13 protein-coding genes are annotated in these 13024 nt (G+C 71.9%); 5 read left to right on the forward strand and 8 right to left on the reverse strand.

Annotated features, from left to right (window positions below; translation table 11 throughout):
• Window positions 1-59 precede the first annotated feature (59 nt).
• Both hisC and BJ984_RS02925 read left to right on the forward strand, forming a co-directional pair.
• Window positions 60-1181: a histidinol-phosphate transaminase gene (gene hisC, locus BJ984_RS02920; protein ID WP_179546757.1), complete on the forward strand. Its 1122-nt coding sequence runs from the start codon at window positions 60-62 to the stop codon at window positions 1179-1181.
• Window positions 1178-1867, forward strand: coding sequence for a YitT family protein (locus BJ984_RS02925; protein WP_179546758.1), 690 nt, complete (start codon window positions 1178-1180; stop codon window positions 1865-1867). The genes hisC and BJ984_RS02925 overlap by 4 nt, the downstream gene beginning before the upstream one ends.
• Before the next feature lie 39 nt (window positions 1868-1906).
• Here the strand turns inward: BJ984_RS02925 and BJ984_RS02930 are convergent, their stop codons facing one another.
• On the reverse strand, window positions 1907-2392 hold the full coding sequence (locus BJ984_RS02930; protein ID WP_179546759.1) for a hypothetical protein: 486 nt from the start codon (window positions 2390-2392) through the stop codon (window positions 1907-1909).
• A gap of 113 nt (window positions 2393-2505) precedes the next feature.
• The gene (locus BJ984_RS02935; protein ID WP_179546760.1) at window positions 2506-3270 is read right to left on the reverse strand and encodes an enhanced serine sensitivity protein SseB C-terminal domain-containing protein; all 765 of its coding nucleotides are present in this window, start codon (window positions 3268-3270) and stop codon (window positions 2506-2508) included.
• Between the two features lie 46 nt (window positions 3271-3316).
• Between BJ984_RS02935 and BJ984_RS02940 the strand changes: the two genes are divergently transcribed.
• Entirely contained in the window at window positions 3317-3991 is a 675-nt protein-coding gene (locus tag BJ984_RS02940; RefSeq protein ID WP_179546761.1) for a metal-dependent transcriptional regulator, read from the forward strand.
• 21 nt (window positions 3992-4012) lie between these two features.
• On the opposite strand, the gene BJ984_RS02945 is transcribed toward BJ984_RS02940, so the two are convergent.
• Window positions 4013-4585, reverse strand: coding sequence for a flavin reductase family protein (locus BJ984_RS02945; RefSeq protein ID WP_179546762.1), 573 nt, complete (start codon window positions 4583-4585; stop codon window positions 4013-4015).
• Window positions 4586-4601: 16 nt separating this feature from the next.
• Window positions 4602-5144: an NADPH-dependent FMN reductase gene (locus BJ984_RS02950; RefSeq protein ID WP_179546763.1), complete on the reverse strand. Its 543-nt coding sequence runs from the start codon at window positions 5142-5144 to the stop codon at window positions 4602-4604.
• A 401-nt stretch (window positions 5145-5545) separates the two neighbouring features.
• Here BJ984_RS02950 and BJ984_RS02955 point away from each other — a divergent pair, with 401 nt between their 5' ends.
• Both BJ984_RS02955 and BJ984_RS02960 read left to right on the forward strand, forming a co-directional pair.
• Window positions 5546-6724 (forward strand): substrate-binding domain-containing protein, encoded by a 1179-nt coding sequence (locus tag BJ984_RS02955; RefSeq protein WP_179546764.1) that lies wholly within the window; start codon window positions 5546-5548, stop codon window positions 6722-6724.
• A 41-nt stretch (window positions 6725-6765) separates the two neighbouring features.
• Entirely contained in the window at window positions 6766-7977 is a 1212-nt protein-coding gene (locus tag BJ984_RS02960) for an MFS transporter (RefSeq protein WP_179546765.1), read from the forward strand.
• A gap of 39 nt (window positions 7978-8016) precedes the next feature.
• Here the strand turns inward: BJ984_RS02960 and BJ984_RS02965 are convergent, their stop codons facing one another.
• The 4 genes from BJ984_RS02965 to BJ984_RS19035 are packed head-to-tail and all read right to left on the reverse strand — an operon-like array spanning window position 8017 to window position 12985.
• Window positions 8017-8847 (reverse strand): GntR family transcriptional regulator, encoded by an 831-nt coding sequence (locus BJ984_RS02965; RefSeq protein WP_179546766.1) that lies wholly within the window; start codon window positions 8845-8847, stop codon window positions 8017-8019.
• 12 nt (window positions 8848-8859) lie between these two features.
• A complete protein-coding gene (locus BJ984_RS02970; RefSeq protein WP_271206376.1) occupies window positions 8860-10206 on the reverse strand; it encodes an NtaA/DmoA family FMN-dependent monooxygenase in 1347 nt (448 codons plus the stop codon).
• Between the two features lie 6 nt (window positions 10207-10212).
• Window positions 10213-11280 (reverse strand): LLM class flavin-dependent oxidoreductase, encoded by a 1068-nt coding sequence (locus BJ984_RS02975; RefSeq protein WP_179546767.1) that lies wholly within the window; start codon window positions 11278-11280, stop codon window positions 10213-10215.
• 34 nt (window positions 11281-11314) lie between these two features.
• Window positions 11315-12985 (reverse strand): asparaginase domain-containing protein, encoded by a 1671-nt coding sequence (locus BJ984_RS19035; RefSeq protein ID WP_218869966.1) that lies wholly within the window; start codon window positions 12983-12985, stop codon window positions 11315-11317.
• Window positions 12986-13024 lie beyond the last annotated feature (39 nt).

Raw genomic sequence — 13024 nt, forward strand, 5'->3', positions numbered from 1 at the left:
GATGCTCAACGGAGGCCGCGCCGTTTGCGCCGCTGCGCATCCGCTCTCAGACTTGACCCATGCCCGAAACCCCTGCCCGCGCCCCGCGCCCGCGCGACGCCGTGCTCGCCCTGCCCGCCTACATCGCCGGACGCCGCGCCGAGCACGAGCTCACCGCCGCCCTCGCCTCGAACGAGAGCCATCACGCGCCGCTGCCCGCTGTGCTCGAGGTGCTGGCGCACTCGAGCGCGGCGGTGAACCGCTACCCCGACACCGCGTCGACGGCGCTGCGCGAGCGGCTCGCCGAGTTGTTCGGCGTCACCGTCGAGGAGACGGTCGTGGGGGCCGGCAGCACGGGCGTGCTGCAGCAGATCATCGCGTCGCTCTGCGACCCGGGCGACGAGGTGGTGTTCGCGTGGCGGTCGTTCGAGGCGTATCCGATCCTCGCGCGGCTGGCCGGCGCGGTGCCGGTCGCGGTGCCGCTGCGGGCCGACGAGGCGCACGACCTCGAGGCGATGGCCGACGCCGTGACGCCGCGCACGAGGGTCGTGCTGCTCTGCACGCCGAACAACCCGACCGGCGTGCCGCTCGCCGCCGCCGAGCTCGACGCGTTCCTCACCCGCGTGCCGAGCGACGTGCTCGTGGTGATCGACGAGGCCTACATCGAGTACTCGGGCGCCGCGGCGGTCGATTCGGTGGCGCTGTTCCGGCGGCATCCGAACATCTGCATCCTGCGCACCTTCTCGAAGGCCTACGGGCTCGCCGGGCTGCGGGTCGGCTACGCGATCGCCGCACCCGCCGTGGCCGAGGGCCTCCGCCGCACGGGGCTGCCCTTCGCCGTCAGTGCCCTCGCGCAGCGGGCGGCGCTCGCCTCACTCGAGCCCGCGGCGGCCGGCGAGATGCGCAGCCGGGTCGCCGAGGTCGTGGCCGAGCGCTCGCGCCTCACCGCGGCCCTCCGCGCACAGGGCTGGGTGGTGCCCGACAGCAGTGCGAACTTCGTCTGGCTCCGGATGCCCGATGCCGACCGCGAGGCCCTCGTCGACCTGCTGGCGGCGAACCACATCCTCGTGCGGGGGTATCCCGGCGACGGGGTGCGCATCTCGATCGCCGACGCGGCGGCGACGGATCGCGTGGTGGCGGTGCTGGCGAGGGTCACCCCGCCCGCGGCTGCCGCGCTGCCCGCCTCGGTGGTGTTCGCGTGACCTCGCTCGATCGTGCCGGCCGAGCATCCGCCCCGCTCGGCGACCCTTCGGCCGACCCGGCGACCACCGCCGGCCCGACGGCCTCGAGGAACCCGCTGCGGCACTCCTTCGCGGAGGACGTGCTCGGGGTGCTGACCGGGACGTTCACCGCGTCGCTCGGCGTCTTCCTGCTGAAGTCGAGCGGGGCCGTCACCGGCGGGACGGCGGGCCTCGCGCTGCTGCTCAGCTACGTCGTGCCGCTGCCGTTCGGGGTCGTGTTCTTCGTGCTGAACATCCCCTTCTTCGGGCTCGCGCTGTGGATGAAGGGCCTCACCTTCACCCTCCGCTCCATCGCGAGCGTCGCCCTGCTGTCGGCGTTCTCGCTGCTGAATCCGCTCGCGCTGGTCGTCGACCGGCTCGACCCGGTGTACGGGGTGCTGGCCGGGAATCTGCTGGCGGGCATCGGGCTGCTCGTGCTGTTCCGGCACCGGTCGAGCCTCGGTGGCTTCACGATCCTCGCGCTGATCGCGCAGGAGAAATTCGGCTGGCGGGCGGGCTACGTGCAGATGGCGCTCGACGTCGCGGTCGTGGTCTGCGCCTTCGCGGTGGTGCCACCGCTCACCGTCCTCCTCTCGGCGGCCGGCGCCGTTCTCCTCAACCTCGTGCTCGCGCTCAACCACCGCCCGGGCCGCTACACGGTCGCCTGAGCATTCCGGTGAGGCGCGGACGACCGGTGGACGACTCCGCTAGAGGGCGAGGACGTTGAGGGCCACCGCGAGGGTGGCGACGGCCGCTCCGGCCAGGGCGATCGCGGTGGCCGCGAGTGCGCGCGGCGGCACCGGGGCTGCTGCAGCCGCGCGGGTGAACTCGGCGACCCGGACGGATGTGGCAGCGCGGGCGGACGCGGCGGGTTCTCGGGGTGCGACGGCGAAGGCGAGGGCGGCCGCGTCGGTGTCCGTGGCGTACGCCTCGGCGTACGCCACGGCGTACGAAGCGGCATCGGTGGGCGTGGGGGACGGGGCCAGGGAGGCTTGGGCCGCGCGGAGGGTGGCGTGGGGCGGGCGGGGGTGGCCGGTGGCGTCGGTGACCGCGAAGTGGCCGGCCGTGAACTCGACGTAGCCGGCGAACTCGCCGGACAGGGTCGCGACCCAGAGCTTGGTCTCGGGCGACGTCCAGGTGAGGGCCGGCGCGGCGGGGGCGAGGACGGGAGCGGCGGTGAGCGAGGCGGTCATGAGGTGTCCTTCCGGGGGCATGGCTCCAGACTTCCGCGTCGAGTCGAGCGGTGGATCGTCCTACGGGACCGGTTCGGCTACCGCATCCGCAGTACCCAGGTGCCACGCGGGAGTCAGCGGCGACCGAAGAGGCCGCGACCGCGGCGCGGGCGGGGCGCGGCGGCGGGCCCGCGGTAGAAGGGCTGCACCGCGTGCAGCAGGTGCCGCGACCCCGGCTCCGCGTAGAGCACGTCGACGGGCGCCGCCGTCGAGAAGGTCGCGAGTGCCCGGCCGAGGTCGGCGGCGAGTGAGGAGCGCAGCGACGACGGCCCCACGACCACGAGCAGGTAGCTCGAGTCCGACGGCGGCGTGACCGACCACCCGAGCACCGCCTCCGAGACGTCCGGATGCCCCGCGAACACCGCGGCGAGCGCGTCGGTCATCCCCGGCGGCACCTGCGCCGGCTCCCCCACGAGCATCCGCGTGCCGGCCGGCACCTCCCGCGGTGTCAGGGCCGCGGTCCCGTCGAGCAGCTGCGCGATCTCCCCCGGCAGGAACTCCTTGCCGTACGGCGAGTGCGGGTTCAGCACGAGCGTCGCCCCGCGCGTCATCTCCCAGAGCACGCGGCACGGCATCCCGAGGAACGCGCGCTCGAACCCCGGCACGACCTCGAGCGTCTCGCGCAGGCGCTCCTCCGAGGTGTAGAACGGCTGCACCGAGCGCCCGTCGGGCCCGCGCAGATCGGCCAGGTTCACGGTGCGATCGTCGGATGCCCGTCCCGGCACGATCACCGTGCTCTCCAGCAGCGCCTCCACGAACGCGGGCGCGGCAGCCCGGTCGGCGGCCGCGGCCTGCAACAGCTCTTCCAGGGACGACGAGGACGGGTCGGCAGCGCTCATCCCCCGAGCGTATCCCCGAGCATCCGCTCGCTAGGCTTGACGCATCATGAGCCAGGACACGGCCACCGAGAACTACCTCAAGGCCATCTACGCCCACACCGAGTGGCAGCCCGTGCCGATCAGCCCCTCGGTGCTGGCGGGGCGGCTCGGGGTCGCGCCGTCGTCGGTGACCGAGATGGTCAAGAAGCTGGCGGCGGGCGGGATGCTCACCCACGTGCCCTACGGACCGCTCACCCTCACGGCCGAGGGCCGGCTGCGCGCGATGGGCGTGGTGCGCCGGCACCGGCTGATCGAGACCTGGCTCGTGCGGGAGATGGGCTTCGGCTGGGACGAGGTGCACGACGAGGCCGAGGTGCTCGAGCACGCCATCAGCGAGCGGCTGCTCGATGCGATCGACGAGCGGCTGGGGCATCCGGTGCAGGACCCGCACGGCGACCCCATCCCCACGGCGGCGGGCACGGTGCCGAGCTTCGACGCGCTGCTGCTCGCCCAGGCGCCGGCGGGCCACGAGGGATGCGTCGTGCGCATCAGCGACCGCGACCCGGCACTGCTGCGCGCCCTGGCGGCCGAGGGCATCGGCCCGGGCACGGCGGTGCGGGTCGTGACCGAGCCGACCGTCAGCCTGCAGCAGCTCGAAGGCGATAGCGAGAGAAGCGCGACGGCGCCGGCCGGAACCGAAGTCCCGCCCGACGCCCTCGACGCCATCTGGCTGACGGCTTAGAAGAGCGAGAGGCGCGAACCTCTACCCCTCCACCTCCCGCAAGTGCCGGTACTTCCCCTTGAAGTACAGCAGCGGGTCGTGCTTGTGCCACGACGCCGGGCTCATCTCGTTCACCCGCCCGATCACGATCAGGTGGTCGCCCGCCTCGTGCTCGGCCCAGATGTCGCAGTCGAGCCACATCAGGGTGTCGGCGATCACCGGGTTGCCCGACGCGGCCGGCGCCCAGTCGATGCCCGCCCACTTGTCGGTGCCCGAGCGCGCGAACTGGTTCGACACGGTGTGCTGGTGGTGCGAGAGCACGTTCACCGAGAAGCGGCCGGTCGAGCGGATGCGCGGGTAGGTCGTCGACGTCGTCATCACGCTGAACGACACCAGCGGCGGCTCGGTCGAGACCGAGTAGAACGACTGGCAGGTGAAGCCGACGGGGGCGCCGTCCTCGATGCCGCCGATGATGGTGATGCCCGAGGCGTAGTGCCCGAGCGTGTCACGGAACACCCGCGGATCGATGGGCGCGCCCTGGGCGAGGCCCGAAGCGGGCCCGGCAGCGATGTCCGGTGCGGCGCCCGAGGGCGCCCGGTCTGGTGCGATTGTCATGTCCGTCTCCTTGCGGTCACGCAACCGATGCGGAGTGAGAGGCGGTGGCGCCGGCCACCACGGCCAGCCGCGCGAGGTTCTGCGCGTACTCCGCCGCGGCCTGCGAGACGATCTCGTCGAGATGGTCCATCTGGCCGGCGACGAAGTAGAGCCCGCGCCCCGGAACGACCGCACCCAGCTCGACGAGCAGCGGCGCGAGGTTCACGGTCGGACCCATGGCGTGGGTGAGGTCTCCCCCGGTGTGCACCGGGATCGCCGTCACCCCCGCGAGGCCGTTCGCGGGATAGCGGTCGAGGAACGCCTTGAGGAGCCCGGTGTACGTCGCCTTGTAGGTGGGCGACGCGAACACGGCCAGGTCGCTCGAGGCGACCCGCTCATTCAGGGCGGCCATCGTGTCGGAGGGCCACGCGAAGATCTCGCCCGTGTGATCGGCGAGGTCGATGATCTCGAGCTCGTACGATCCCGGCACGAGCAGCTTCTCGACCAGGGTCTCGGCGACCTTGAGCGTGCGCGAGCGCGGCTTGGGGTTGCCGACGACGATGGTGACCTTCAGTGCCATTGCTTCTCACTTCATACCGATTGACAGGAAATGAGGGAGCGGTGCAGCGAGCCGCAGCGCGAGACATCGCATCCCTCAACACTCCACCGAGGTCTTGTGGCTCGGTGGGCCCGCAACGGCTTACGTTGCCCTTCCAGTATCGGCGCCGGAGGTTTCGGGCGTATTTCGCCAGTCACAATCCGTCAGAGAGCGGATGCGCATCCGCTCGTCAGGCCGGCGCCGGCGGTGGCGCAGCCGCTCCCCCGCCGCGCGTTCTGGCGCGGAGGAAGTGGCGCAACCGATCCTTCGCGGTGCCGAAACACCGGTGCAACGACGGCAGGACAGACTGACTCCGCTCGCACCACCTGCACCATTCCCGCGCCTCCGCCCCGCCGGAGCGCCCTTCGACAGATGGAGACGCCATGCCCCGATCCGTTCCCCGCCTCGCCTCAGCCGTCGGCCTCGTCGCCGTGACGGCGCTGGCCCTCAGCGCCTGCAGCTCCGGCAGCTCGGCCGAGGAGTCCGGCGGGTCCACCCCGGCGGCCGCCGTGGGCGACGTCGACCTGTCGGGCGTGTGCCCGGCGACCGTCGTCATCCAGACCGGCTGGAACCCGGAGGCCGAGCACGGCCACCTCTACGAGCTGCTCGGTCCCGACCCGGTGATCGACGCGACCGCCAAGTCGGTCTCGGGCCCGCTCTACTCGGCGGGCGAGTACACCGGCGTCGACGTCGAGATCCGAGCGGGCGGCCCGGCGACCGGGTTCCAGCCGGTGTCGAGCCTGATGTACACCGACCCCGACATCCTGCTCGGCTACGTCTCGACCGACGAGTCGATCGCGCAGTCGGCCGACATGCCCACCACGGCGGTGTTCGCCTCGCACGACATCAGCCCGCTGATGATCATGTGGGACCCGGAGACGTATCCCGACGTGAAGACGGTGCCCGAGCTGGTGGAGTCGGGCGCGATCATCCGCTACTTCGCGGACACCGCGTACATGCAGTACCTGACCTCGGCGGGCGTCATCCCGGCCGATCAGACGGACGCCTCGTACGACGGCACCCCGGCGAACTTCGTGGCCGCCGACGGCAAGGACGCGCAGCAGGGCTACGCTTCGGCAGAGCCCTACGTGTACGAGAACGAGGTGGAGAACTGGATGAAGCCCGTGGCCTACCAGCTCATCGACGACCTCGGCTTCCGCCCCTACCAGGACCCGGTGGTCGTGCGCTCCGCCGACGTCACCGAGCAGGCCGACTGCCTGAAGGCGATCGTGCCCGTGCTGCAGCAGGCGGAGGTCGACTACTTCGCCGACCCGGCTGAGGCGAACTCGCTCATCCTCGACCTGGCCGAGCAGTACGACACCGGCTGGGTCTACACCCAGGGCGTCGCCGACTACGCGGTGCAGACGATGATCGAGGACGGCATCTCGGGCAACGGCGACAACGACACCCTCGGCGACTTCGACGAGGCCCGCGTGCAGGACCTGATGGACAAGGTGATCCCCGTCTACACGACGCAGGGCGTCACCCCCGCCGAGGGCCTCACCCCCGCCGACCTCGTGACCAACGAGTTCATCGACACGACGATCGGGATGACCGACTGAACGACCGCACCCCCGGCCCCCTCGCGGGGCGCCCGCTGGGCATGAACGCGCAGGCGATCCTCGCCTGCGCGTTCATCGCGTCGGCGCAGATGACCTGGGGCGTCATCGTGCCGGCGCTTCCTCTGCTCGTCGAGCGGTTCGGCATCGGCACGGGCAGCATCGGCCTGCTGATCGCGGCGTTCGCCATCGGGCGGGTGATCGCGAACGTGCCGGCGGGGCTCGCACTCCGGCGCGTGCCGCCTCGGCGCTTCCTGCAGATCGTCTCGGTGCTGCTCGCGCTGGTGACCGCGGTGACCGGGCTGCTGCCGAGCGAGCCGCTGCTGCTCGCCGCCCGCCTGGTGGCGGGGGTGCTCGGCGGGGCGGCCGTGACGATCGGCTTCTCGGTGCTCGTGGCGGGAGCGCCGCCCGAGCGCCGGGGCCGCACGATGTCGACCGCGACCGTGGTGATGATGAGCGGATCCGCCGTCGGCGCGCTGCTCGGCGGAGGCGCGGTGACGGTGCTCGGTGTGGCCGGGGCGTTCGCGGTGGCGGTCGTGCCGCTCGTCGCGTGCCTCGTCGTCGACCTCGTGCGGCCGGCGACGCACTACTGGGCGGCCTTCGCGCCGAAGAGCGTCGAGCGGGGTGACGACGACGCGACGACGGATGCCCGTGCCGCCGCACCCCGTCCGCGCCGCCGTCTCCCCACCGGCGCCGGCGCGCTCGTCGTGGGACTCGTGGCAGTCTCCTTCGCCACCTTCCTGGCCCGCTTCGCCGGCGAGCAGGGGCTGATCCCGGTGCTCGCCTACGACACCGGCGGACTCACGCCGCTGACCCTCGGCGTCGCGATGGCCGCCGGAACCGTGATCAGCATCGCCGCCCTGCCGGTGGTCGGCCGGCTCGTCGACCGCGGCGCCCGGCTGAGCGTGCTGCTGCCCTCGGCGCTCGTGGGGGCGGGAGCCCTGATGCTCTTCCCGGTCGTGACGGCGCCGCTCGCCTTCGGCGCCGTGATCGTCGTCTACTACGTCTCGACCAGCGTGGCGGGGGTGGTGCCGAACGTCGTCACCGGCGAGCGCTTCGAACCCGCCGCCGCCGGCGCGGTGGTGGGGCTCACCCGCACGGCCGGCGACATCGGCGCGGCGGTGGGCCCGCTCGCGGTCTTCGCGCTCGCGGATGCGGCGGGGGCCCTCGCGGCGGTCTCGGTCATCGCAGCGGTGCTCGTGGCGGCTCTCGTGCTGCTCGCGCCGGCGGTGGCCCGCCGCCCCGGCACGGCGTAGCGGCATCCCGGCCGGCGCAGCACGCCCGCTGCGCCGGCCCTACAGGTCGCCGCGCGACGGCTCCAGCGCGATCCGCACCTGGTCGGAGCGCTGCCGCCCGTGGTAGATCATCACCACGGTGCCGCCCGGCTCCCGCACGGTCGTCTCGATGAACAGCAGCGGCGTGCCGACCTCGGTCGCGAGCAGCTCGGCGGCCGAGAGGTCGGCCGAGATGGCGCTGATCTGCCGGTCGGCCGTCAGCCGCTCGTGCCCGAACCGGCTCTCGATGATCTCGAACACGTCGTCGTTCGCGTCGGCCTGCCCGAACTCGTCGCCGGGCCGCAGCGGCAGGTAGTAGGTGCGCAGGGAACCGGGGCGCCCCTTGTAGAGGATGACCCGCTCGAACACGGCCATCCGATCGACCGTCTCGTCGAACAGGGCGGCCATCGGCGACGGCACCGCCGTCGTCTCGCGCCAGCCGATCAGCACGTAGTCGTGCTCGAGGGGCGGCGGGTCGATCTTCAGTTGATCCAGCAGCCGGTCGGTGCGCCAGGTCAGCGGGCGCGGGTTCGCATAGGTGCCCTGGCCGGCGGTCCGGCCGATGGTGTTCTCCTGCACGAGCATCTGCATCGCGATGCGGGCGGTGTTGCGGGTGCAGGAGAACTCGCGGGCGATCTCCTCGTCGCTCGGCAGCCGCTCCCCGTCGGTGGCGCCCGAGAGCACGAAGGCCGAGACGAGGTCGCGCAGACGCCGCGCCTCGTCCTGCCGGCGGTGCTGGCCGAGGTCGAGGATCTTGTCCTCGGTGAAACTGCGCCGGCGTGGCGGGCCGGTGGGGCGGCCGGCGCCGGGCGGCGTCCGCGCATCCTGGCCGGTCGGATTCTCGGGGCTCACGGTCTCAGACTCTCACGCGAAGGCGGGCACCCCGAGGGTGTCGCGCAGGGTCGTGCCGTCGTAGCGCGTGCGGAACCGTCCGCGCCGCTGCAGCTCGGGCACGAGCAGCCCCACCACGTCGATCAGGTCACGGGGCGTGACCTGCGGATGCGCGACCATGAAGCCGCCCCGGCTGCCGGTGGCCTCGTACGACTCCTCGAGGTAGTCGGCCACCTCGGCCGCGCTGCCGGCCACGGTGTGCTCGTAGCCGGTGGCGACCTTCCAGAGCGAGTCGAAGAACTCCTCGCGGCTCAGCTCGGTGTCGGCGCCGTGCTCGTTCACCAGGTCGCGGAAACCCATCGGGCTCGCCTGCTTCGCGATCACCTCGGCCGTCAGCTCGGTCAGCGTGAAGCGGGCCGGCAGCTTGGCGAAGTCGTAGCCCGTGTTGTTGGCGAACTGCGCGGCGGCGGCCTCGGGCGGCAGGAGGTCGGCGAGCTGCTGCTTGCGGCGGAGCGCGTCGTCGGTGGTCTCCCCGACGATCAGCTGCAGGTCCCAGAGGATGCCGACCCGCGACGGATCGCGCCCCTGCTCGAGCAGCGCCTCGTCGAGCGCGGCACGGTGCTTCGCGCGGTCGGCGTTGTCGAAGGCGCCGCCGAACACGACGTCGGCGAAGGTCGACGAGGCGCGGATGCCTCGCGGCGACCCTCCCGCCTGAATCAGCACCGGCGCCTGCTGCGGGCTCGGCACCGAGTTGAGCGGACCCTTCACCTGGAAGAACTCGCCCGCGTGGTCGATCGGCCGGATGCGGCCGGGTTCGGCGACCATCCCGGTCTCCTTGTCCCAGACGAAGGCGTCGCGGTCGACGCTGCGCCAGAGCTCCTGGCAGACGGTGACGAACTCCTCCATCCGGCGGTAGCGGGCGTCGTGGTCCATCAGCGCGTCGAAGCCGTAGTTGGCCGCATCCGCTCCCCGGCTGGAGGCCACCACGTTGAAGGCCATCCGGCCCTGGGTGACGAGGTCGAGCGAGTTCAGCAACCGGGCGACGTAGAACGGATGCATGAAGGTCGACGAGTAGGTCAGCCCGAAGCCGATGTGCTGCGTCTGCTGCGCGAGGGCCGCGATGAACGGGCTCATGTCCTGCCGCGGGTAGCCGATGCCCCACTCCACGGCCGCGTCGATCGAGTCGCCGTAGGTGGACGGGATGCCGGAGCCGTCGCCGAAGAACACCATGTCGAGGCAGCCGCGCTCGGCGGCGAGCAGCAGCTCGGTGTACATCCGCAAATCGGGGAAGGTGCGGCCCTCCCACGACCCGGGCAGCCGCCACCGGCCCTGGTGGTGCGAGAACGAGAGGTCGAGGGCGAGGCTCATCTGGTAGGGCACGGGCGGTCAGCCTTTCGTCGGCAGGTGGTCGAGCAGGGGCATGACCTCGGTGCCGAAGCGCTCGAGGCCCTCCTCGAAGTCGTCGAAGGTGAGCATCGTGCCGGCCGTTCCGGGCACCGCCGCGATGGCGTTGAGGTGGTCGGCCACGGTCTGCGGCGATCCGACGAGGGCGCGACCGCCGTAGAACGGCGAGACGTCGGCGCGGTGGCTCGCGGCCACGGCCGCGCTCGAGCCGTCGGTGCTGGTGTCGTTGGAGTACTCGCGCACCATCCCCTCCACCGCGCCCCGGTCGACCCCGCGCTGGTAGAGCTCGACCTTGCGGGCCGCATCGGCATCCGTGTCGCCCATCACGAGGAGGGTCGTCGCGAACGAGCCGGGCGTGCGGCCGAGGCTCTCGCTCTCGGCGGCGAGGTGGGCGTTCGAGGCGGCCACCTCCTCGGCGCTCTGGCCGGAGCCGAAGTGGTAGTCGGCGTACTCGGCCACGAAGCGGCGGCCGCGCGGCGAGGAGCCGGCCGAGATGAGGTCGATGTGCCCGACGGGGGTCGGCAGCACCTCGCAGTCCTCGATGTCGAAGTACTCGCCGTGGAAGGTGACGCGGCCGGTCTCCCACGCGATGAGCAGGATCTGGGTGAACTCGCTGAGGTAGTCGTAGCGGTAGCCGTAGTAGTCGTCGCCGCGCCAGGCGCCCATCTGGGCGTACTCGCTGCGGTTCCAGCCGGCCACCAGGTTGATGCCGAAGCGGCCGCCCGAGACCTCGTCGATCAGCTGCGCCATCTTCGCCACCACGATCGGGTTGTAGCTGAGCGGCGAGACGGTGGCGTAGAGCTTGATGGTGCTCGTGATCGGGGCGAGCGACGCCATCAGGGTCATCGGGTCGATCGTGTGGTTCCAGTGCTGAGTCTCGCCGCCGTAGCCGCGGTACTTCAGCATCGCGAGGGCGAAGTCGAGGCCGTAGTGCTCGGCGCGCTCGACGATGCTCCGCTGCAGGGCGAACGTCGGCTCGTACTGCGGGGAGGTGGTCGAGAGGATCCAGCCGTTGTTGCCGACGGGGAGGAAGACGCCGTAGCTGACCATGGTGGTGCTCCTGTTCTGCGGGGCTGGCGGTTGGCTAGTGGGTGTCGAAGACGGTCTGGTACTCGGCCACCGCGGCGCGGATCGCGTCGAGCTCGGCCGGCGTCGGCGCCTCCGGGTCGGCGGGCAGCGGGAGCGCCCCGAACTTCAGCAGGCACGCCATCAGCAGGATGCGCGCCTTCGGCGCCGAGAGGTTGCTGCCCCGGATGAACAGGCCGCCGATCGTCGACTGCCCGAACGCGTAGCCGCCTCCGCCGCGGCCGACCGCCACCACGGGCATCCCGCGGAAGACGCCCTTCAGCAGCGCCGCCCGCATGGACTCGTAGACGCCGCCGTAGGGCGCCGAACCCTCGGCCACCAGGCCGGAGAGCGGGTGGTCGCGCAGGTTCTTCTCGATCCGGGCGAGGATCTCGACCTCGCTGTCGGCACTGTCGCTGAAGTCGTCCTGACCGTAGTTGACGTAGCGGGCGATGGTCACCTTCGGCATGGCCTCGGGCCGGAGGTGACCGGCGTCGTCGCGGGTCACGACGGCGTCGCCGTTCAGGCCGGGCACGGCATCCGGAAGCCTGTCGAGGCGCAGCGCCGAGGTGGAGGTGTGGCGGGCGACCGGCACGAAGGAGAGCACCGGGTCCTCGACCGTGTTGCCCACGATGCCGCCGTGGCCGCCGTAGGCGATGTAGCCGCCGGGACGCGCATCCGCCTTCTGCACCTCACGGCTGGTGAAGACCTGGCCGTTCTGGATCATCACGGCGCCGACCCGGTCGTCGCCCTGTTCGTCGGCCCAGACGCCCGAGGCGATGTAGTTGACCGACTGCACGAGGTTGTGGTCGCCGTCGTTGCCGAAGACGCCGTGGCCGTACTGCGAGCAGTTGCCGATCAGGGGGCGGCGGGTGGGGATGACGAGGTTCAGCCAGTACACCGTCTCCTCGGTGGTGGGGCTGCCCTCGAGCCAGATGGCGCCGTCGTAGTCGCCGTTCGTCAGGGTGTCGTAGACGATGTTCGTCAGGGCGGCCAGGGTCGGCAGCGCCGGCTCCTGGCGCATGGGCATGTAGGGGAAGAAGTCCTCGCCGAGCACCTCGGGCGGCAGGTCGCCGTGCTCGCTGCCGAGGAGCGCGGAGTCGGTGCGCTCGGCCGCCGGCTGCCCCTTCGTGTAGCCGCCGGAGGGCGCCGCCCGCACGAAGTCGAAGTCGGCCACGCCGCTCATCAGGTTGTTGCCGCCGTAGCCGTCGAGGCCGAATCGGTCGATCTCGGCCACGATGCGGGAGGCGTCGGGGTAGAACAGCTGCCGGGCGGTGCCGTTGTCGTCGAACGGGCCGTCCCAGGGCTCGCCGTTCGCCTGGGTGGCGGCGTAGGGCAGCGGGAACGGGCCCTTCGCCGGGTCGAGGGTGACCTCGTAGACGGGGGTCCAGCCGTCGCGCGCGTCAGCGCTGAACTCGCCCGACGCCGGGTCGAGCCAGCCGTCGACCGGGCCGTACAGCTCCTGAGCGTCCTTTTCGAGCGGATGCGCGGAGAAGGCTTTCACGTACGCGGTCACCGGCGCGGCCAGCTGCTGGGCGCGAAGCGACTCGGGCAGGCTCTCGTCGGCGCCGGCGAGCCCACGCGCCTGGCGCACCGACTGGCTCGTGCGCAGCGCTGCACTGTTCTGGATGGTGGCACGGGGCCCCGAGAAGATCACCACGGAGGCGCGGGAGGCGGGTGAGAAGGTCACGCTCGAAGAGTAGGACGCGCCTGTTTCACCCGCGTTGCG

This window comes from Herbiconiux flava, assembly GCF_013409865.1.
GTDB lineage: Bacteria > Actinomycetota > Actinomycetes > Actinomycetales > Microbacteriaceae > Herbiconiux > Herbiconiux flava.